Annotated in this window: 21 protein-coding genes; 10 read left to right on the top strand and 11 right to left on the bottom strand. The window is 67.2% G+C overall.

The features are described 5' to 3' along the window. Positions 1–146: 146 nt before the first annotated feature. Positions 147–878 carry an immunity 49 family protein gene (locus tag ACH4YL_RS25045; protein ID WP_398509666.1) on the top strand — a complete coding sequence of 244 codons (732 nt, stop codon included), beginning with the start codon at positions 147–149 and terminating at the stop codon, positions 876–878. A 24-nt stretch (positions 879–902) separates the two neighbouring features. On the opposite strand, the gene ACH4YL_RS25040 is transcribed toward ACH4YL_RS25045, so the two are convergent. Further along, complete coding sequence (locus ACH4YL_RS25040) at positions 903–1,544, bottom strand: hypothetical protein (protein ID WP_398509665.1); 642 nt, start codon at positions 1,542–1,544, stop codon at positions 903–905. 267 nt (positions 1,545–1,811) lie between these two features. On the opposite strand from ACH4YL_RS25040, the gene ACH4YL_RS25035 reads away from it, so the two are divergent. Then, positions 1,812–2,507, top strand: coding sequence for a GNAT family N-acetyltransferase (locus ACH4YL_RS25035; protein WP_398509664.1), 696 nt, complete (start codon positions 1,812–1,814; stop codon positions 2,505–2,507). Here the strand turns inward: ACH4YL_RS25035 and ACH4YL_RS25030 are convergent. The 5 genes from ACH4YL_RS25030 to ACH4YL_RS25010 form a co-directional block, all read right to left on the bottom strand. Further along, the gene (locus ACH4YL_RS25030; protein WP_398509663.1) at positions 2,461–3,576 is read right to left on the bottom strand and encodes a sensor histidine kinase; all 1,116 of its coding nucleotides are present in this window, start codon (positions 3,574–3,576) and stop codon (positions 2,461–2,463) included. The two genes, ACH4YL_RS25035 and ACH4YL_RS25030, sit on opposite strands and share 47 nt — an antisense overlap. A 3-nt stretch (positions 3,577–3,579) precedes the next feature. Further along, positions 3,580–4,359, bottom strand: coding sequence for a response regulator transcription factor (locus ACH4YL_RS25025; protein ID WP_398509662.1), 780 nt, complete (start codon positions 4,357–4,359; stop codon positions 3,580–3,582). Between the two features lie 164 nt (positions 4,360–4,523). Continuing rightward, positions 4,524–5,003, bottom strand: a complete 480-nt coding sequence (locus tag ACH4YL_RS25020) for a transposase family protein (RefSeq protein WP_398509661.1) — start codon at positions 5,001–5,003, stop codon at positions 4,524–4,526. 231 nt (positions 5,004–5,234) lie between these two features. Further along, complete coding sequence (locus ACH4YL_RS25015) at positions 5,235–5,957, bottom strand: hypothetical protein (protein WP_398509660.1); 723 nt, start codon at positions 5,955–5,957, stop codon at positions 5,235–5,237. Between the two features lie 136 nt (positions 5,958–6,093). After that, positions 6,094–6,624 (bottom strand): WhiB family transcriptional regulator, encoded by a 531-nt coding sequence (locus ACH4YL_RS25010; protein ID WP_398509659.1) that lies wholly within the window; start codon positions 6,622–6,624, stop codon positions 6,094–6,096. Between the two features lie 325 nt (positions 6,625–6,949). Between ACH4YL_RS25010 and ACH4YL_RS25005 the strand changes: the two genes are divergently transcribed. Beyond that, positions 6,950–8,068 (top strand): cytochrome P450, encoded by a 1,119-nt coding sequence (locus ACH4YL_RS25005; RefSeq protein WP_398509658.1) that lies wholly within the window; start codon positions 6,950–6,952, stop codon positions 8,066–8,068. Positions 8,069–8,288: 220 nt separating this feature from the next. Then, positions 8,289–8,927, top strand: a complete 639-nt coding sequence (locus ACH4YL_RS25000) for a sigma-70 family RNA polymerase sigma factor (RefSeq protein WP_398509657.1) — start codon at positions 8,289–8,291, stop codon at positions 8,925–8,927. A gap of 215 nt (positions 8,928–9,142) precedes the next feature. Here the strand turns inward: ACH4YL_RS25000 and ACH4YL_RS24995 are convergent, their stop codons facing one another. The 4 genes from ACH4YL_RS24995 to ACH4YL_RS24980 all read right to left on the bottom strand — a co-directional run bounded on the left by ACH4YL_RS24995 (position 9,143) and on the right by ACH4YL_RS24980 (position 13,440). Then, entirely contained in the window at positions 9,143–9,610 is a 468-nt protein-coding gene (locus ACH4YL_RS24995) for a hypothetical protein (protein ID WP_398509656.1), read from the bottom strand. Between the two features lie 91 nt (positions 9,611–9,701). After that, the gene (locus ACH4YL_RS24990; protein WP_398509655.1) at positions 9,702–10,463 is read right to left on the bottom strand and encodes a DeoR/GlpR family DNA-binding transcription regulator; all 762 of its coding nucleotides are present in this window, start codon (positions 10,461–10,463) and stop codon (positions 9,702–9,704) included. Between the two features lie 228 nt (positions 10,464–10,691). Beyond that, positions 10,692–11,543 (bottom strand): RICIN domain-containing protein, encoded by an 852-nt coding sequence (locus ACH4YL_RS24985; RefSeq protein WP_398509654.1) that lies wholly within the window; start codon positions 11,541–11,543, stop codon positions 10,692–10,694. A 1,324-nt stretch (positions 11,544–12,867) separates the two neighbouring features. Continuing rightward, the gene (locus ACH4YL_RS24980; protein WP_398509653.1) at positions 12,868–13,440 is read right to left on the bottom strand and encodes a hypothetical protein; all 573 of its coding nucleotides are present in this window, start codon (positions 13,438–13,440) and stop codon (positions 12,868–12,870) included. A 256-nt stretch (positions 13,441–13,696) separates the two neighbouring features. Between ACH4YL_RS24980 and ACH4YL_RS24975 the strand changes: the two genes are divergently transcribed. From ACH4YL_RS24975 to ACH4YL_RS24950, 6 genes are all read left to right on the top strand, one after another. Beyond that, positions 13,697–14,863, top strand: coding sequence for a hypothetical protein (locus tag ACH4YL_RS24975; RefSeq protein WP_398509652.1), 1,167 nt, complete (start codon positions 13,697–13,699; stop codon positions 14,861–14,863). Beyond that, positions 14,850–17,495 carry a nitrate- and nitrite sensing domain-containing protein gene (locus tag ACH4YL_RS24970; protein ID WP_398509651.1) on the top strand — a complete coding sequence of 882 codons (2,646 nt, stop codon included), beginning with the start codon at positions 14,850–14,852 and terminating at the stop codon, positions 17,493–17,495. The genes ACH4YL_RS24975 and ACH4YL_RS24970 overlap by 14 nt, the downstream gene beginning before the upstream one ends. Before the next feature lie 6 nt (positions 17,496–17,501). Then, positions 17,502–17,933 (top strand): roadblock/LC7 domain-containing protein, encoded by a 432-nt coding sequence (locus tag ACH4YL_RS24965; protein ID WP_398509650.1) that lies wholly within the window; start codon positions 17,502–17,504, stop codon positions 17,931–17,933. 7 nt (positions 17,934–17,940) lie between these two features. Further along, positions 17,941–18,321: a DUF742 domain-containing protein gene (locus tag ACH4YL_RS24960; RefSeq protein WP_398509649.1), complete on the top strand. Its 381-nt coding sequence runs from the start codon at positions 17,941–17,943 to the stop codon at positions 18,319–18,321. Further along, positions 18,233–18,907 carry a GTP-binding protein gene (locus tag ACH4YL_RS24955; RefSeq protein ID WP_398509648.1) on the top strand — a complete coding sequence of 225 codons (675 nt, stop codon included), beginning with the start codon at positions 18,233–18,235 and terminating at the stop codon, positions 18,905–18,907. Before ACH4YL_RS24960 ends, ACH4YL_RS24955 begins: the two co-directional genes overlap by 89 nt. Positions 18,908–18,972: 65 nt before the next feature. Next, positions 18,973–20,160: a branched-chain amino acid ABC transporter substrate-binding protein gene (locus ACH4YL_RS24950; protein WP_398509647.1), complete on the top strand. Its 1,188-nt coding sequence runs from the start codon at positions 18,973–18,975 to the stop codon at positions 20,158–20,160. 43 nt (positions 20,161–20,203) lie between these two features. On the opposite strand, the gene ACH4YL_RS24945 is transcribed toward ACH4YL_RS24950, so the two are convergent. Then, entirely contained in the window at positions 20,204–20,866 is a 663-nt protein-coding gene (locus tag ACH4YL_RS24945; RefSeq protein WP_398509646.1) for a DUF6461 domain-containing protein, read from the bottom strand. Between the last annotated feature and the right edge of the window lie 23 nt (positions 20,867–20,889).

Raw genomic sequence — 20,889 nt, 5'->3', positions numbered from 1 at the left:
GGGGGGCAGAAAAAGTGATTCGCATTTCTCGCCATGAATTTCCCGTAAGCGACAAAGGTGAAGGCATGGCGCCTATCATCCAGAGCACCGAAGAGACGATTGCAGAAATAGAGACTTCGGCATTCGACCGTTATGATGCACTGAACTTGTCCCTGACTCTGGCCAACTGGGCCTGTCTGACGGATCCAGCTGTCGGAGAATTCGCCACCTGGGAAACCTGGGTCACTGCGATGCAGGTCGGCTCGGGACTGTTCATCTCGGGAGCGGCCGAGAGCGGCCCGACACCGTCCCGCGTCGGAACCAAGGGCGAGATCAAGAATTTGCCCGCCACCGGACCGCAGGACTATCTGCATGCCGGAAACTGGCTCACCGCCTACTACTTGGCGGTGATCTGTCGTGAGAACGAACGACTCGACCAACTGGCCCGGATCCCGGTCTCGTTCCTGCGCGCGTCCGGCGCAGAGATCGACGAATGTCTCTACGCCTGGGTGGAGACACTCCAGAACGCCTGGTTCAGCCGCCCCGAGACCTGGGACACGCTGGCCGCCGCGATCGACGGTACAGACCCCGAGGCCCCGCACATCGCCGACGCCGAACTCATGCTGAACATCCTCTATCCGCCGATGGAGGTCTTCCACCGGTACCAGCTCCAGGAGCCCGAGCCCTTCAACTCGGCGCTGGAAAAGGCAGTCACCTGGCATCGCGAGTACTGGTCGGGCGACGAGGCGCGAGCAGTCAGCGGTGCAGGGCTCGTGGCTCTGGGACCGCTGGCCATCGCCTGTATGGCGTTCGACGCGGACATCCCGGTGGAGGTCGAGTCCGAGTATCTGCCCAGGTACCTGGTGGAGCGCAGGTGGGTCGGCCAGGCCGCGACCTAGGGGACGGCAAGCGGGGCCGGCCGATCAGTCAACGGGCGCTACGAACAGGGACAGTTCCCTCAGCTCTTCCAGTGTGCTCGGAATCCCGGCCAGCGCGCTGATCACCCGCATGTTGATCTGCTGCCTCAAGTCCGCGCCGCCCACGTCGGCAGCGCTCACGGCCGCCCGGAGCTCGGGCGGAGCACCGGCCGGAACACGGCTCTCGGTCAGGAACATCTCGTCGACGAGGAGCCGGCCACCGATCGCGTACAGAAAGCCCTGGTCGCCGGTGACAGTCCAGTAACTGGTGGCGGCGGCCGTACCGGCCGCCGAGAGGAGCTGCGCACCGGTCTGCTGCGGCCCTTGGGGGAAGAGCGTGTAGCCCAAGTCGTCGTAGATGAAGGTCCATTCGCCGATCTGGGCGGCGAGCAGCGCGGCCATGGGGTTCACCGGGTGAAGGGCCGCCCTCGGCAAGGAGATGCCTGCCTTGGGGCGCTGCTCAGGCAGGTTGCAGGGGACGATCGAGTAGGCCGAGACTCCGAGTGCCGTCAGTGCGTAGGCGGCATCAACGCCCCGTACAACATGGACTAGATGGTTCGGATCATCATGGTTGGCGACCGCGGTGAGCCAGAGCGGGCTGCCGAACGCGTCGAGTTCATGGGGTTCAAATGCCTTTAACTCCTGCATCGTTGACCTCGCAGCCGCTCTCTTCGTGGGTACGTGACGGCCGTCCCGTCGCTTGCGCGCCGTCGGCCGCCACACTGGTTTACGGCCTTCGCACGGCACGGGTTCACCATCCCGACACCCGCCGTCGAACCGGGGCATGTCGGGTGGGTCACCAATGAACTCGATCCCCGGCAGACACGTATCACTGTTATGACGCACGACCGCACGCATATCCGTCCGGTACAGCACTCGGACCTGCCCGGCGTCGCAGATATCCACGCTCAGTACGTGCTGGCTGGATACAGCGCGCTGGACGAGGAACCCCGGCCGTTGTTCGAGTGGCGCTCTCTGCACGGCGTACTGCGGGCTTCGGGCCTGCCGTTCGTGGCGGCCGTCCACGAGGGGACCGTACTCGGCTACTGCCATGCCCAGCCCATGCAGCCGGGCTGGGTCCAGCACCACATCGTCCAGGTGTCCTGCTATGTCTGCCCGAGCCATGTGGGCCGGCTGATCGGCACCAGGCTGCTGCGGGAGTTCCTGGTACGTGGCGCAAGGACCGGGGTGCGTGAGGTCGTTGCCATGATCAGCGATGTGGAGAGCGAGCGCACCGTGTCGTTCTTCGGCAGCCAGGGATTCGATTTCATGGGGCGCTTCCGCAGTGCCGCGGTGAAGCGCGGCCGCACGGTAGATCTGCTCCTCATGCAGTGCTCGATCACGCCGGCCCGTGGGGGGCGGGCGGTCCGCATGAGCCCTGTTTCCCGGCGTGAAGAAATCCTGGCGCCCACGGAGCGGCAGACACCGGGACATGCACCAGGACCTGCCTCACAGCCACTCACTGCACTCGACGCACACGAGACAGACGAGACAGACGAGACACCGATCAGCCGGATGCCCTCACATCCCTGCGGCGAGCCGCCCTGCAGGTCACGGCCGCAGCTCACGGCGCGCGAGGGAGTACCACCTCGAAGCAGCACCCACCCATGACATTGCGGACACTGGCGCGCCCCGAGTGTGCCTCCACGATGCCCTGCACGATCGCAAGCCCAAGTCCCGCTCCCCCAGGGGGAGTTCTCGCCTCGGTGCCGCGCCAGCCGGTGTCGAAGACCCGGGGCAGATCCTGCTCGGCGATCCCCCCGCAACCGTCGGTCACGGAGAACACCACCGTGTCGTCCGCGCCCTCCTCCGCCGCGATCACCACCGTGCCGTCCTGCGGTGTGCGGTGCAGCGCGTTGGACAGCAGGTTGTACAGGACGCGGGTCATCTCCTTACTGTCCACATCGATGGCCTCCTGGACCACCCGCTCCCCGACGAGCCGAACACCGAGCTGCTCAGCGAGAGCGCCGACGCTGGACAGCGCTTCGTCCACCAGGTCGTACGTGGAGATGCGTGACGGCATCAGGGACAGCGCACCAGCGTGGATCCGCGAGAGCTCGAACAGATCGCCCACCATCGTGTTGAGCCGCTCGGCCTCGGCGCGGATCTGGCGGTAATAGCGCTCGGGCTCGGCGGCAACACCGTCCTCCAGGGCTTCCGCCATGGCGCGGACTCCGGCGAGCGGAGTGCGCAGATCGTGCGAGATCCAGGCGACGAGTTCCCGCCGGGAGGCATCAAGGGCCCGCTCTCTTTCCCGCGACTCGTTCAGCTTGGCGCTGGTCGCGGCCAACTCCCGGCTGAGCGCCTCCAATTCGGCGGTGCCGGCTTTCACCGGTGCGGCAAAGGCCCCACCGTCGCCGAAGGAACGTGTCGCCTGCGTCAGCGCCTTACTACGGACGACCACCCAGCGTCCCAGGAGTACGGCCGCTCCGAAGGAGACGGCGGAGGCCGCCCCGACGACCACCGTCACCACGAAGAGGTCATGCGAGGAGAGGAACATAGCCTGCGCCACGCTGAGCGTGCCGGCCATCATCGCGGTCACGGAGACGGCGACGACGACCGTCAACGACACGGCTGCGGAACGGTGCCGTACCGCCCAGAGTGCCCCCGCCCCCAGTACACCAGCAACCGCCGCACCGCCCAGCGCGTACAGGAAGATGAAGAATACGTCGAAGGCCACGGGTCACCGCCCACCGGAGGAGGAAGCGGTGGACAGGCCGACGGGCGAACCGGAAGACCTTCCGGCCGGCACATCGGCGGGAGGCTCGAAGCGGTAGCCAACCCCCCAGACGGTCTGGATGAGCTGGGGATCTCCGGGGTCCTCCTCGACCTTGGCGCGCAGGCGACGGGCATGCACGGTCACCGTCGAGAGGTCACCGAACTCCCAGCCCCACACATGCTGGAGCAGCAGCTCCCTACGGAGCGCACGTCCTGGGTGGCGCATCAGAAAGGCGAGGAGAGCGAACTCCCGGTAGGTGAGCCCGATTTCCACGCCGTTCCTGGTGGCGCGGCGGGCGGTCAGATCAACCACCAGATCCCCCGCCACCACCAGCTCGGGGAGGTGAGGTCTGGACATCTCGGCGCCGCGTCGGCGCAGCACGGACTTGGCTCTGAGGACGAGTTCGCGTGGACTGAACGGTTTGGTGACATAGTCGTCGGCCCCCACCTCCAGGCCGAGGACCCGTTCTTCCTCCTCTCCGCGAGCGGTGAGGATGATGACGGCAGGCGCGGGCGACAGCTTCCGCAGCGCCTTGCAGACGTCGATGCCGTCCATCCCGCCGGGGAGCATCAGGTCGAGGACAACGAGATCGGGGCGCGCTTTGGCGACGCGCTCCAAAGCCTCGTAGCCATCCGATGCGCCGGCGACTATGAGGCCTGCTTGCTGAAAATAGCTCGTGACGACTTCCGCTACGGTCGGATCGTCGTCGACGACGAGCACCCTGTGTGGGGTTACAGGCTCCATGTCGCCATCCCTTCATGTGACTTCGGCCACGTCATGGCCTGTTCCTCTCTCCTCCGCTGTGGCAATTTCATCCCCTGTTGCATTCGAACAACCAGTCGCGCTTTACGGGACAACTGATCGCGGAATTCGGAAATGGATGCCGCAGTCCATATCTTTCGAGGTATTCAGGCTGCCCGTTCGACAGCAGGAACGCAGCCCGTCACGGCGCAGACATCGAGGACTCCTATGTCAGCGGCGAGCCCGATCCTCGTACTCCTGTCGATCCGCAGGCGGCGGCGCGGGGCATAGCGGAGCTCACCCGCGCCGCGCGCGGACCCGGGCCCTGAAAGGGGGACGAGCGCCCCGTCGACCAGGCCCTCGACGGGGCGGCGGCAGCGAGCACACTGGGTCTCGAGCGCGAGGTAGGGAGCGAGCGCGTCCACGATCCGGTCGGCAGCCGACTTCGAGATGGAGAAGAGCCCGGCGAGATGACGGAGCGTCAAGTTAGTTCGCCAGTAGGCGGCTACGAGCAGCACGCGCCGTTCAAGCGGCAGACTCCACGGCCGACCTCTGCGGGGCCGGTCGGCTCCGCTCGCGCGGAGCGTCGCGACCAGAGCCGCGAAGCCGGCCGGCGAGAGACCAGTGAGCGCGGTATTCCACGCCACCCCCGGAATCTGCGATATCTCCGATGCACGTGGCACAGCGGTAACCTCTCCTTGCGCGACCGCTCGCTGAGAGCGGACGGTTTTCCGTCGGGGGCGGTCAATTCCGCGATTACAGGAGCCCTTTCCGCTTCCCGCCGATAGAGGGGGAACATCCGGCAGCGGAATGCGGTGACCGGCCTTTCGAGAGGGCCCAATCCAAACAGCCGCTCTCGCCGCGACGTGGCTGTCGGTTCAGTTCTGTCCGGCGTCTCGATACAGCGCTCGTACGTCCGAGGCAAGCGCGGCATCGGGCACACACTGGCCGCCGAAGCCCTCGCCGCGCGCGAGCACCGCGTCATGCATGAGCGCGCAGGCATCCTGCGGCTCGGGGGTGAGGCCGTTGACCGGCGGGGCGAAGCCGTGCGCCTGCGACACCGACGCGAGCCGTGCACGCCTGCGCTCTGCCGAGGCAGCCAGCCGTACGACTGCGGGATGTTCGGCCAGCCGCTCGATCTCCGCGCGCGGAACATCCCCGGGAACCACCGGCAGCAGCGCGGTGACCGAGCCGCCCCCCAAGAGCATGAGGACAGCCTCGGCGTCGGCCACACCCCTCGCCTCGGGCAGCACCACACCGTCGGCCTCGTCGACCAGGTTCTGTACGTCCTTCAGCACATCCCGGTATCCGGCTGCAGCCAGGTGATCCGCTGGATGGATCCGGAGCCAGATCTGGACGTCGGCGGTGGAGCGAACGGCCCCGAGTACCTTTCCCGCCCACGCCAACGCGGTCTGCATTCCCTGCTGTTCGGCAGCGGTACGCAGATCCACGACGACGGCATCGATCGCACCCTCGCCCCACTCCTGGACGGCCCGTGGTTCGCTCGGGTCCACGAGGAGAAAGGTGACGGGCGCCGCCGGCCAATTCACGGCCATGCGCCGCTGAGCGGGGCGCTCGGGGTGCTGCTTCTCGAGGGTCACGTAGGTCTCCTGAACCGGTGGGCGCTGTCCGGGGCCACCCGGGTCGGCGGGGTGTTAGCTCTCGAACTCACCCCCGACTACGCAGGACACCCGCGATCGGGTCAGATCACCGCGCGGCTGCGCGGCGTGTCATGTCTCACTCCCAGCCTTCTGGATAACGGCGTTGCAGCAGGCGGCGGTACACCAGGATCTGGGCACCCTGCGCGCGGGCGCCCGCGACGTCAAACGGAGTGATGGACAACGCCTTCGCCACCTGGCGGACATCCCAGCCCAGTTGCAGCAGCTGCACAACGACGGCCGGCCGGTCCACTGGCCGGACATGTTCCTCATGTCCGCGCGCCAGCGCTTCCACCAGGTTCTTGGTCCCGTTGAAGCGGCGCAGCTGCAGCCGGATACTGCGGCGCTCGGCGGGTGTGGTGCCGCCCCAGACCCCGTCCGTCTCCCCTGATTGGATGGCCAGGGCGAGGCAGTCCTCGCGCACCGGACAGCGGGAGCAGATGTTCTTGGCCTCGCGGATCTCCCGCTCCCCCAGGGGCACTTCGTGTGCCGGGAAGAAGATCCGGGGGTTGGCGCCGTGACAGGCCGGGGCGTTTGTCTCGTCGTAGGCGGCCGGCAGCACCGGTGCGCCCGCGTCCCGACGGTTGTCCACCTCCAGCGTGTTTGCCATCGCAAGCACCTCTCCCGTTGTCAGGTATCTTGCCTGAACACGCGCGCGGCACCGCCGGAGTTCAGTCTCGGCAGCAACTGTCCCTCCCGTGACGAATGTCCACCTTGATTCATTCGTCCGATGTTCTGGCCAGGTTGGATCTGAGCAGGCCAGTTCCTTGCGAACACATGACCATCACGCCGAACTCCGATCCCCCCTGATCCGTAGTTGTACAGAACGCAGGCGTACTTCAAACCGTGCACCCGACGGCAAAGTGAGCAAAGTGATGCATGACTCGGCAAGGTTCGACGACTGGGCCCCTGGCCCAGATCGGCTCCGTCACGCCGTGCAAACCCCTGTCACCCAGTACGGCGGCCCGGGTCTGCCTGTCTGGCGGATCACCGGTCATCGGCTCATCCGCAGTCTGCTCGCCGACCCGCGACTCACCCCGTCGCATGCGGCCGCGAGCGAAAAATTGCGCGCCATGTGCCCCCACGCCGATGTGTGGGGAGCCGGCCTTTCCGGAGCCCTGAACCGTGCGGACGGCGCGGAGTACATCCGGCTGCGCAGCATGTTCGGCCGCGCCTTCTCACCCACCATCGTCTCGCGCCTGCGCAGCAGTACGACGGGCTGCGCAGACATGCTCATCGCCGGTTTCGCCGAGCGCGGGCACGCGGAACTCATAGCGGATTACATCCGGCCTCTGGCCGTGATCACCACCCTGGATCTGCTCGGCGTACCAGGCGAGGACCGCAGGGAAGTGGCGCGCTTGTTCACGGCCGGCACCGACGCCCAGGAGGAGGCGCGCGCGTACTTCACCACCGCGCTGCCCGATCTCGGCGGGTGGATCGGCTGCCCGGACAGCCCCGCCAACATCCATGGCGCGCCGGGCTTGATCAGTTTGCTGGCCCAACTGGAGGGAGACGGCCTCAAGTTGACGCACGACGAGCTGCACGCGGCCTTTCTGCTGCTGCTCGGCACCGGTGCGACACTGACCGACGTACTGTCCGGCGCCTTGCTCCATGTCGTTGCGGACGAGTCCACGTCCGACAAGTTCCGCGCGCAGACGACAGGCGGGGCGCTGTCGGTGAAGGCCGTCAACGAGCTGCTGCGGTACACGTACACCGGCCGCGATGTCCTGATCCGCTTTGCCACGGAACCCCTGTCCATCGACGGCCAGGCCATCTCGGCAGGGGACGCGGTGCTGTTCGACATCGCAGCTGCCAACCGCGATCCGTCCGCCTTCGCCGAGCCGGACGAGCTGCGCCCCGACCGTACGCTCAATCCGCATCTGTCCTTCGGCCAAGGGCCGCACAACTGTCTGGGCGCCGCCGTGGCGCGTACCCAGATAGGGGGCGCCCTGGGCGCACTTCTCAGCCAGCTCCCCAGGCTGCGACCTGCGGATGCGGCGACCTGGCCCGCGGACGGGGCCCCGCCCACCGAGCTCCACGTGGAATTCTCCTGACGTGGCGTATGGCCCCGAGGGGCCACGCGAGGCGAATCCTCTTACCGATGCGCCACATACGCCAGGCGGACACGCGTAGACCCGCCCGCGTACGCCATGCACCCCCGGCGTACGCGGCGAGATACGCGAGGTGGCCGATGTTTCGGGACGGCGAACTGACCAGAGTGATCCATGCCGACACGAGGGCGACCAACCGCCCAGGATTCGCAGGGGGATCACCATGGCTACAGCACTGCTCACCCGCCCCGAGACCAGCCGCCCACACGAGATGCCCGCGCAGCGCAGGCCAGAACTGCGCACGCCGCCGGCCACGGAGCCCAAACCGCCTACGCCGAACCCTCCGCGCACCGCGACCGCGGCGCAGCTGGAACAGATCGAGGCACTGCACGGTGCGTCTTTGCTGCGGTACTGCATGTCGTTGACCCGCGGAAACTGGATGCGTGCCGAGGAGATCAAGCAGGAGACCCTGATCAGGGCGTGGAAGAACCCACACGCCATGACCAGCCGGGAGTTCGAGACGTTCCGCCCGTGGCTGTTCACGGTCGCCCGGCGCATCTCCATCGACCTGGAACGTGCCCGCAGGGCCCGGCCGCAGGAGTGCGACCAGGAGGTGCTCCGGCTGATCCCGGAGGCCGACTGCGGTTACGAGCGGGTGCACGACATAGAGATGGTGCGCGCTGCCATCCGTGCACTGCCGCGCCAGCAGCGTGAGGTCATCGTGTGTCTGCACTTCAAGTCGATGACCTCCGCCGAGGCTGCCGAGGCTCTCGGGATCCCGCAGGGCACGGTCAAGTCCCGTGCGTACTACGCCCTCAAGTCGCTGCAGCGGACGCTCGTGGCGCGCGGCTTCAACGACTGAGGCCGCTTCCGCGCCTGACTTCGCCGTCGGCGCCTCTGAATGTGCATGCCCCCAGACCACATGAGGTGGACTGGGGGCATTCGTACGTGTGGAGCCGTGTGTGTGGGGCTGTACTTGTGCCGTACGCCCTGCGCGTACGAACACACATTCATACGCCACCCGCGTACGTACGCATGTTCGTACGCGGGTGGCGTAGAGGGAGCCGGACGCAGGTCCTACGCGTAGGAGGCCGACATCGGAAACGTGTCGTACACACTGACCTCCGACCGCCGGCGCACCGCCTCGAGTGCGCCGAACTGCCGACCGGGGACGCGTATCCGCAGCGCGACCAGCTCCGGGGCCAGCCTGTTGATGTCGTACGGGTCGGACAGCTGCTGCCACTGGTGGTGCGCACGGTCCACGGCCGCCTCGACCTCGGCTGAGTAGCCGGACTCGCCACGTGCCAGGCGCACCATGGCCGCGCTCATCCACACCTGGGAACTCCGCAGCACATCACCCGCGAGATATGCGGTGTGCGCCTCGGCCTCGATCCAGCGAACGGCTTGGGGCGAGCGCGTACCGTTCAAGCGCACAGCCTCGGACCGGAAGGCAACCGCGAGCTTGATTGCTTCCGTGAAGCGACCGTCGTCCGCGAGCGCGACTACCTGCCGCAGCTGGTGGATGTACGACACATCAAGGTCCATGACCGTTTCCCTCTCTCCTGGGATTGACGCACGGCTCAAGTGGGGTGGAGCGCGCACCTTCAAGGTGTGGCGCGTGCAGCGGGTGTGCTGCCTACACCCGCACCAAGCGGCTGCCCGCGCGGGTGTAGCGGCGCGCTTCGGACAGCGGTAGTTGGGAGTCCGTGATGATCGCCTCGAACTCCCGGAAATCGGCGAACCGGCAGAAGCTCACCGCACCGAATTTGGTGTGGATCCCGCAGAACACCTTGCGGCGGGAGACCTTCATCGCCCGGGCCTTCATCTTGCCGACCGCCGGATCGGGTGTGGTGACACCATGCTCGCGGGAGATTCCGTTGGCTCCCATGAATGCGATGTCGACCACGAACTCGTCCAGCATCTGCGTGGCCCACGGGCCTAACGTGGACCGGGTGGTGGCCCGGATCTCACCGCCGAGCAGGAGCACTGTGGTGTTCTCGCGGTGGCTCAGCAGGTGGGCGACGCCCAGCGCCGCGGTGAGCACGGTCATCGGCCGGTCGTCGGGGAGTGCCTCGGCGATCAGCTGCGGGGTGAAGCCCTCGTCGACATAGACCGTCTCCGCCGGGCCGAGCAGTTCCACGGCTGCGGCCGCGATGCGCCTCTTCTCGGGTACAAAGCGACTGGTCCGTGCATCCAGCGTCGTTTCGTAGCCACGTGTCTCCACGGGGTACGCGCCACCATGGGTGCGGCGCAGCAGTCCGTATGACTCTAGTACTCGCAGATCGCGCCGGATGGTCTCGGATGACACATCCAGTTCCTTCGCGAGGACCTGGACATCGACGGAGCCCTCAGCGCGTGCCCGCGTGAGGATGAACCGCTGCCTGTCTTCCCCTTGCATGGTGCCTCCCTTCGTAACCGCACCGAAGCGCTCCATGCCCAGTGATGCTGTCCTCTGCTACGCATGGGGCAGGGTGAAAGTTCGGTCGCAGGGAAAGCTCTCGGCATGGGTGTTCGAGCGGTGGGCCAAGGTGCGGGGCGATGCCCGCTCGGCCGGGTCCGGTGCGGCGGACCTCAACACACGTGCCGCCCGGGCATGGTGTCCGGGCGGCACGGGGTCAAGGATTGCCTACTTGGTGATGTACCACTTGTGATCGTCGTTGACGAGGCACGGCCGTATCTCCACTTTCCAGCCTCTGCCCCCTTCGCCTGCCCAGCCGGCGATATTGAGGCACTGGCCTCCCGCGGTGTAGTTGCGGATCCACCAGTCGTTGTTGCCCCGGCTCTCCAGGTACCACAGCTGGTTGTCGCTCGTGGTCGGCGAGCACTTGTTCTCGAACACCTGTGAGTTCTTCGGAGCCGTGCTGGTGCCGGTGACGTCCAGGCAGAAGCCGTCCTTGATGTTCGAGATGGTGAAGAGGTCGGCCTTGCCCGGCCCCTTCTTCTCGTAGCGGACGGTGAAGTCCCAGAGCTGGTTGTCGTTGCTCTCGTTGTTGCACTTGTACTGCACGGCCGGGCCTTGGAGTCTGCCCTTGCCGGTCCCCAGAATGTCGGCGCACAACCCCGTCATCTTGTTCTTGAGCAGGACGCGCTTCGAGTTGGCCACATTGACCACAGTGGCGGGAACCGCCTTCTGGCGTTCCTGCGTCTGGGTTTGGGCTTCGACGGTCTTCCTGGCGTCGGTTCCGACCACCATGCCTGCGCTTGGCGGAGCGTTCCTGTGCTCGGGGTCGCTCCCGTTGTCGTTCCCTCCGGAGGTCGTGCCACCCTTCGGATCCTTCTGCTGCTTGTCCTTGGGCGTGGGCGCTTCCATGGACGGCTCGGCGGGCGCGTCGCTCTCCATGGTGTAGCCACCCCCGCCTGCGCTGCCCTGCATGCCCGGCGGCTCCTCCAGCGTCATGGATCCGCCGGAGAGTTCACTGCCACCTGCCTTGGGCTTCTTCTCGTCGTCGTCCGAGAGGGCTCCGACCAGCAGCGGCACGGTGACCAGGATCGCACCGACGATCGCCGCGCCGGCAAGGAGCTGCTTGGGCGGACGGCCGAGCTGCAGTCGGGACTCGCCGTCACTGTCCGGTCCGCGGGTACCACCGACTGCAGCAGTGGCGGCCGCCGCGGCTGCGCGGCGACGCCCTCTCTGGCGCCCTGCGGTGCGCGGCTCGCATTCACCTTCGCCGCGCGTCCCGGAAGCTGCGGACGTTCCGTTCGTTGCCGAGGCGCCGCTGGTTCCGGACTCATCCGCCGCCGAACTGCTTGCCGAGCCCGGGGAGTTCGCAGTGCTGGACGATGTCGAGGCAAGCGACCGGGCTCCGGTGCCACCTCGCGCGGCGCTTCCGCTCACGGCACCCTCCCCCTCGGAGTCGGGAATACCGGCCGAGGTGGCGCCAGACTCGGCCCTGGCGGGCCTGGACCTTGTCTCGGGCTCCGATGTCGCGGAGGTGGCAGAGGTGGCACCGAGCACGGTGGGCTGGGCCGAGGCCGCCGCGGCGGGCGTGGGGGAGCGGCCCGCGACCTGGGACTCCGCCTCACCCGCCGAGGCAGCGGCGCTCGTGCCCGCGCGCCGCTCGGCGCGCTTCCCCCGTTCATTCCCTTCGCTCTCACTATCGGCATCGTCGGCGCCCGCCAGCTCCCGCTCGGCGCGCGAACTCACATTGTTGGATGGTGAATCGGGCAGCGCGGAGGAGCCGCCGCGACCGGATGACGAGGTCTCACCGGACGGACCGGCGCTCCCCGTCGGCTCTTCGATTTCGTCCATATCGGGTCCTGTTCACTCGCAGATGATGAACGCCCCTGCGGCATGACCGGAGTCGCCCGGCCCGGCATCGCGGGACATCTCTGCGGACACGAGGGCCGCCACGGAGGAGGAAACGCGCGGCAGCAGCCGGCATTGGGCACCGCATCCGCTCGCCGTCATCGTGACACCCGCAATGCGGCGGCCGGTATCAACAGGCCATGAATCCACATACGTTGCGCGGACTCGGTCAGGGGAGGCGTCCCGCTATACATCGGTACGACGCTTCGCCTCGTAGTACGGGATGTGCGAGCCAACCCGGCCAGGAAGGAGGCCACCCGACCCACGGCAGCGCGCCGACAGGCAACGCGCCACCGCGAGACGGGAGTTGCAGATCATGCATCCACAACGACGTGAATCACGGGGATGACGAAATGAAGCAGGCCGATCGAACTGCACTGCGCACCCATCAGCGGGCCAGTGCCTTTGCTCTTGCAGTCGCGGCGACACTCCTCACCTTGACCGGCTGCCAGATCGGCGGCAATGACGACGTCTCTCCGTCAGGAACGAGGAGCGTTCAGGACCCAGGCGTGTCCGCCCGTACCGCCGTGTAGAACACCGCACGCTTCTGCCGCATGCGCTCAGCACGTCCCTTGGCGACGAGCGCCTCCAGAGTGTTGCGTACGACCTTCGGGTTGAACTCCCGTGCGGGATTGCCCTCGTGTAGGGCGGAGGTGATCTCCGATGCGGCCCTCGGTGTCTCGAACGTGCCCAACTGGGACACGATCAAGTCGATCAGTGTGGGGCCGCCCTTGCCATGCTGCTCGGTACGCGCATTCTGCTGGCGCGGCACCGCAGCCACCTCCTTCTTCAGCGGCGCCTCGGAAGCACCCTTCATCGCCACCTCGGGAACATCCGCCGGCGTACGCTCCGTGTCCACAGTGACATCTGCTGCCACCGCGCCCTCTCCAAGGGACTGCATCAGCCCTTCAAGCAACACATGATTCTCTTCCAGGCATGTCAACTCCCCCTGCAGTGCCTTCATTTCAGCTGCGATCCGCTTTCGCTCCCGTTCGTTGTGCGCAAGGTCCTCGGAGATGCGGCCCGCGTAGAGGGACTTCAAATCTGCCATTGATGGTTCGTCTGTCATGGTGGGTTCTCTCTCCCTACAAACATGCTGCCGCGTGGGATGTTACCGACTGGTGTGCATGTGTGGAGTGGTTGTGGACCGGTTGGTGTGATGCCCGTTCGGCACAGAGAGTGATCCTGGTTCGTCGCGCGAACTGATCCGCTCCGCACAACCGGCTGGTAGCCCGCCTGAACCCGGCTCCTCGCTGGTGCGTAGACGGCCGTGAAAGAGCACTCTTCGAGCTCACGCCTCCACGGAAGTCGGTGAATTTCGCCCCATGACCGTGCATCCTGCGCGCACGCCGGCCCTCTCGGTGGCCCGCCGCGTTCTTCGCCCCTTGCTCGTCGCTATGGTCCTGCTCGTACCTCTCGGCTTTGTCTCGATCGGCTTGTGGCAAGCCACGGACGACGATCTTGAGTTCACCACGGCAGAACGGCACGGTGTCATCTATCTCCGTCCGCTGACCCGGCTCATCACGGTGCTCGGCGAGAACCATGCCATCGCCGTCACCGGGACGAAGCCGGAGCCGAAACGGCTCGATGAAGCGATCGCAGCGGTCTCCGCAGCGGATGCCACGGTCGGCAAAGTGCTGCATACGCAGGGGACATGGGCCGAACTGCGGGCCTCGCTCAGCGATCTGAAGGCCGAGCAACCGGTCGGCCGGGCGGCCTACCGTCCGTACTCCGAGGCCCTGGACGCCGCCCTGTTCCTGGTGGGTCGGGTCGGTGACTCCTCGAACCTGATCCTCGACCCCGAGCACGCTCCGTACTACTTGATGGACACCGCGATGCTGAAGCTGCCCGCGCTGGCGGCCGACAGCAGCAGGATGGTCGCGCTCGTGGCACTACGGGGCAGCGAGCGCAAGAGCAACGAGCTGACGTTGTCGCGGATCCTGGTCGCCCGCGACCGGGTGAGTTCGGCTGCGGCTGGTGTACAGGAAGGCCTGTCCAAGAGTTTCGGTACCTACGCCAGCTCCGCGCTCGGCACCGATGTCCTGCGGCACATCGACGCCTTCCGCGGTGCGGTGGAGGACTTCGCCCCCGTTACCCCCGTTATCACCCAGCCGCTGCCGGACACCCTGGAGAAGATTCAGCTGGGCCATGCGGAACTCTCCGCAAGCGCCGCGAAGTTGAGTGATGAGGTGTTCCTGAGCCTCGATCAGCTCCTGGCCGAGCGGCAGCGGAGCCTGGAGCTGCGAAAGTGGTTCGTGGTGGCCGCCGCGCTGCTCGGCACGGCTCTGGTCGTCGCCCTGCTCCGGTGGGGCCGCAGCCCGTGGCGTATGACGACACCCGAGAGCACTCCGGCAGGGCCCGGCGACGGCGCACCCGACGTTCCTCTCACCACCCCTGAGTGGGCCGCCGCCCCGCCACCGGCCGCGATTTCGCAGAGCGGCTCACGCCACCGCCGTGCCAAGGACAGGGAGGCCATCCGTGCGCTTCGCTGATCTGTCGGTACGCCGGCGTGTGGCCGTGCTCGGCGTGGTACCGCTCACGGCTGCCGCGCTCCTGACGACACCGCTGGTGGTGGACCGGGTGCAGTCGGCCGGCGCATCGCGGCATGACGCCAGCCATCTGGACCAGGCACGGCAGCTCGGCGGGCTGCTCACGGAACTGCAGCGCGAGCGGCTCCTCGCCAATGTGTATCTCGCGACCAAGGCCAGCGAGACCACGGCGATCACCCGGCAGACCGTGCGCACCGACGCCGCCGCCGACGACTTCAGTCGCCATATGGACGACGACGCGCCACCGGCGATAACCCGTGCCCTCACCCAGGCCGGCGGCCTTGGCCGCACGCGCGAGCTGATCCTCGACCGCAAGCTGGACCCCGCAGAGGTCAATGCTCTGTACGGCGGTTTGATCTCCGGGCTCATCGACGGTCTGGGGCTGGCCGACACCGATGCCGACGGCGTGCATGTCGTCGGGCGGGAACACAGCATGGTGGAAGCCCTGCTACGGACGGACGAACACAGCAGCGCCCTGGGCGCGGGGCTGCTCGCCGCGATCTCAAGCCCCGAGGAGGCACGTCAGCGCGTCAGTGACCTGGCCGGCATCGCCGCAGCGCAGGAAACCGAGCGAGAGAGGTTTCTGCGCCTCGCGCTGCCCAGTGAGACGCAACAGTTCCAGGCCGCCGAAGCCAGCACGTCCTCGGCGCGCGTCCAGGCCTTCGCCAACTCCCTGAAGCTGTGGGCGGAGCATGGTTCCAAAGAGGGCACCGCGCTGGGGGAACTCGCCGAGATCAGCACGATCGAGCGCATCGCGGCTGCCGCGGACTCACTGGACCAGCAGCGTCTTCTGGTCCAGAACAAGGTGGTGTACGAGGCGGCCAGGAGCGCCGAGGGCGAGGCAGCCGATGCCACCGAACTGGCCGTGTACTTCGCTCTCGCCGCGCTTGTACTGGCCGGCTCCATGGTCTGGCTGACCATCCGTATCGGCCGGTCCATCGTGGGTCCGCTGCAGGAGCTGCAGGGGGCCGCCGAGGAGATCGCGCAGGCCGCAGAGACCGAGCTGTCCCGGGTCGCCGAGGAGTCGACCCAGGACCCAGGTCAGTCCCACATACCCATGCAGCTCCAGCGAGTTCTGGTGTCGAGCAACGATGAACTCGGCCTTCTCGCCTCCCACTTCAACCGGGTGCAGGACGCCGCCGTGGAGCTCATCGAGCGCCAAATCCGCAGCTCGCAGAACGCGAGCGCGATGCTGGTGAACGTGGGGCGGCGCACACAGAACCTCAGCGCCCTGCAACTGCTGATGATCGACGAGCTGGAGCGCGTGGAGACCGACGGCGTACTCCTGGAGAAGCTGTACCGGCTCGACCACGTCACCACCCGCCTGCGCCGCTACGCCGACAGCCTCCTGGTGCTGTCCGGCCGGCCGGAGAAGCAGCTGGTGGGTTCGCCCGTACCGCTGGACGATCTGACCCGGTCGGCGCTTGCCAAGGTGGAGGACTTCTCCCGCGTACAGGTGCTCGGCGAGCTACCGGACTCGCCCGTCGTCTCCCATGTCGCATCCGATCTCGCCCTTGCCGTGGCGGAACTCCTCGACAACGCCACCTCGTACTCCCCCCCGCACACCACAGTGGAGCTCTCCCTGGCCGAACTCCCCAACGGCGGCTGCCTGTTGCGCATCGTCGACCACGGCGTCGGGCTCTCCGACGAGCGGCTCGCCGCGGAGAACGCCCGCCTCGGCGCCGAGGAACGTCTCGACCGTGCGCCCACGGAGTCCCTCGGACTCTTCGTGGTGGGCCGCATCTGCCGCCGCCATGCCTTCGCCATCGGCCTCGACCACACCGCAGAGGGCGGGCTCACGGTACGGCTCAAGGTGCCGAGCAGCGCCTTCGCGCGGGGACTCGCACAGCTCGCGGAGGGAACGACACAGGGCGGCCGCACGCAGGAAGAGATCCGCCCGCTCACCGTGGTCCCTGATCCCGTGGACCACTCCGAGAGGTACGAGACCGGCGCACCGAACACGGGACAGTTCACCTGGTTCGGCGGACCCCCGCCGCACGCGGCCAGCGCCCCGGACTCCGGCGGGCAGCACCGGACGGCGGCGGTCACCTCGTACAGCATGGGAGTGGAGCGCGGCCGGGTGTCGACGGCCTCCGCCGCCTCGAGCTTCCCCGAGCCGCCCATGATCTATCCCCTGCCGGTCCGGGACACCGGAGCCTCGCCCGCGTCGGCCACGCTGGACAAGCCACGCCTGCCGATCCGCGACAAGGGCGCGGCCGGGACCGCCCCCACGCCGGCGCCGACGGCCGAGCATACGAAGCCGAGGCACGAGCACACGACACAGCACCAGGAGCACACGGCGCCGCAGCACGAGCAGTCGTCACCACACCACGAGCAGATGCAGACACCCCCACACAGCGAGCCGACCCCGCCCCTCAACGGGTCCGTCAAGCTGGTTCGGCGCGTGCCCGGGGCCCAGTTGCCCGCCGGTGCGTTCGTCCCCAACGGCGCGGTCGTCGGGCCCCGGCCCACCGCCGACCCGGACGCCGCACGCGCCATGATCCAGCAGTTCGAGCAAGGCATCGCCCGGGCCATGGAGTCCGGCCCCGACTCTCCTTCCTTCGACCAGAGGTGATCTCAGATGCGTTCGACCACGGAGCTCAGCCCGGAAGCCACGAACTTCAACTGGCTCCTCAACAGGTTCGGCGCAGGCACCAGCGGCGTCCGCGATGCCATCGCGGTCTCCTCCGACGGCCTGATGATCGCCGCGTGTGACACCGGTAACCGTGCGGCGGCCGACCGGCTCGCCGCCATCGTGGCGGCGTTGACGTCGCTCGCGGGCGGGGTGTCGGGCTCGTACCGCCTCGGACATCTCAACAAGGTCATCCTCGACATGTCCGAGGGCTATCTCCTGGTCTCGGCCATCGGCAACGGCTCGGTGCTCGGGGTCGTCGCCGCCAAGGAAGCCGATCTGGGCCAGATCGCGTACGAGATGACGCTCTTCGGCAACAGAGCCGGCGCCGCCCTCACCCCGCAGCTGATCTCCGAGCTCAAGCTTCACATCCAGAGGTGAGCACACGGTGACGGCAGACAGACATCATCCGAACGGAGATCCCCACCGGCTCGATCTGCGGCCGCGGCCGTTCCTCATCACCCATGGACGCACGCAGGGGGCCACGGAGGCCATTGCGATGGAGACACAGGTGGAGTCCACCGAGTACGGCCTTGCCATCTGCGGCCAGCTGGCCTTCGAGCGCCGGGCCATCGTCGAGCTGTGCCGCTCCCCCCTGTCCGTGGCCGAGATCTCGGCCCAGCTGCGCCTGCATCTCAACGTGGCACGGGTCCTCGTCAGCGATCTCTACGCCGACAACCATGTCCACGCCCACCTGCCCGAATTCGACGCCGCCAGGGACGTCGACACCCTCCGGAGGGTCATCCGTGGTCTATGCAACATCTCCTGACGAACGCTCTGCGTCCGACGGGCGGCGAACACCCCTGCCCGTAAAGATCATCATCGCGGGCGGCTTCGGCGTCGGAAAGACCACCGCGGTGGGCAGCATCTCCGACACACCCCCCATGACCACCGAGGCCGTGATGACATCGGCCGGTGCGCAGTGGGACGACAACACCATGACGCCGGACAAGCGCACGACGACGGTCGCCATGGACTTCGGGTCGGTGGCCATCGACGAGGGCATCAAGCTCTATCTGTTCGGCACCCCCGGACAGGACCGGTTCGGTTTCATGTGGGGGGACTTGATCCGCGGCGCCCTGGGGACGCTGGTGATCGTCGACACCCGCCGCATGGAGGACTGCTTTCCCGCCGTGGACTACTTCGAGAAGTCCGATGTCCCCTTCGCGGTAGGTGTCAACCGCTTCCCGGGACAGCCCGAATACACGGAAGAGGAACTCCGCTGGGCCCTCGCCGTCGACTCGACTGTACCCGTCGTCCAGTTCGACGCCCGCGACCGCTATTCCGTACGCGATGCCCTGCTCGTCGTCCTCGATCAGGCTCTGATGTACGCCAAGAAGGCGGTGCGGCTGTGAGCGGCAGACCCGCGCGCCGCTGTCACCTACCGTCGGAGGGGACGTCACGGCGCGGTGTGCTTAGCATGGGCATGCAGGCCACGGCGGGGCTCTTTGTCGGGACGGCGTGCGCCGCCAAGCACCAAGCGCCTTCGCGCAGAGTGGTGATCGCGGTGGTCTCCCCGCTGACAGGGCCCCTCGCGGCCTCAGGACTCGGGATCGCCCACTCGGTCCACCTGGCGGTGGTCCAGGCCAACTGGTCGGAGGCGGTTCCCGGCATCGAGTTCGAGGTCAAGGCGTACGACGACCAAGGCTCCGCGGGCCGTGGCCGCGATATCGCAGAGAAGCTGATCGGCCGGCCGGAAGTCATCGGTGTCGTCGGTCCCCTCAATTCCCATGTGGCCTTCCTGATGCAACCGCTTTTGAAGGACGCCCAGTTGGCCCTGGTGTCCCCCGCCAACACTCACCCCGCGCTTACCCAGGGCGAGAATTGGCTGAGCGGGAAGGCGGTGCGTCGTTCGGAGAGCTACTTCCGGACCGTGGCGACGGATGCCGCTCACGGGCCGTTCGCCGCACGCCATGTCCACCGCGATCCCCGCAAGAAGCGCGTGCTCGTGCTCGACGATCGCGGGCCGTACGGAGCGACTCTGGCGACGACCTTCGCGGACGAGTTCCGCCGGCTGGGCGGAACCGTCGCCGGCCGGTGGAACTTCCGGCTCGGCGACCGGTCCTTCCCCGGGCTCGTCGATCAACTCGCTGAAGTTGAAGCAGACTTGGTGTACTTGGGGGCCGAGCACCCGGAGTGCGCCGCCCTGATCAAGGCCCTCAAGGAATACGACAGCCACCTCGCACTGATGGGCGGCGATGCCGTCTACGATCCCGCGTACATAGAGACCGCGGGCGACGCCGCGGAAGGTGACTACGTCACGTCAGTAGGTGTGCCCCTCGACCGGCTGCCGTCGGCCGACGTCTTCAAGGCCGAATATCACGTCGTCGGGTATGACGAACCCCCTGGCCCGTACGGGGCGTACGCCTACGACGGTGCCATGGCCATCGTCGAGGCCGTCAAGGTTGTCACCGCACAGAACGCGGAGAAGCTGCCCAAGGCACCCCGCGCGGCCATCTCTCGAGCCCTCAATGAGGTGGCGTTCACCGGCGCGACGGGGCCGGTTTCCTTCAACAGTTTCGGCGACTCGGCCAATCAGCAACTGACCATCTACCAGGTGCAGAAGGGACGTTGGAGCCCGCTGGAGTCGGGCACGTACCAGGAATGACATGCAGTACGGGGCGGCAGCCGTCCACAGGCGCCGCCCCTGGTCACACTGGCAGCAGGCTCACGGCCGCGCCGAGGAGGGGTCCTTCGATGTGCCTCACGGCGGGGCGCAGACCGAGGTAGTCACAAGCTACCTGCAAGAGGTCCACCCAGCCGTCCTCGAAGTCCTCGGGTGGCTCGTCACCCTTCTCGAAGGGCCGCAACGCGGAGCGAATCAGCAGGGACAACCGGGCGGCCAGTTCCTCGTCCTCGGTCTGCACCGCCTTGAGGCCATCGGGTCGGTCCTCAGGGCCGTCGGCGAGGTCATCACCGTGGACACATGCCACTTGGGCACCGTTCTCGACGATGGTCAGTTGTTGGCACCCGCGAACGGGCACCTCATGGACATTGATCAGCTCGGTACCTTCGGACAGCGCCAGCTGCCACTCCGGGAGGCTGCCGCGGTATCCACGGTCCTCCACCACCACCGCGAACTCACCGACGGAGAACGCGGTGGTGGCGTTGTAGTGGCCGCGCGGTTCGCGTGAGTCCGCGTAGTCCGTCAACTCGTTCCATGTGCCGGTGCGGATATCGGCATCTTCGATCCCCAACCCGCGCAGTGCCGCCCTCGGCTGCACTCCCCGTACGAAGGTGATGCAGTAGCCGACCTCTTCCACATGGAGTCCGGCCTCGTCCACCCAGTCCGAGACATATTCCACCAGCGTCATGCCGCCTCCTCGATCGTGCCATC

Origin of the sequence: Streptomyces sp. NPDC020681 (genome assembly GCF_044334895.1) — a bacterium.
Classification (GTDB): Bacteria; Actinomycetota; Actinomycetes; order Streptomycetales; family Streptomycetaceae; genus Streptomyces.
Note: the sequence above shows the minus strand (reverse complement) of the source record. Positions and strands in the feature narration are given on the sequence as shown.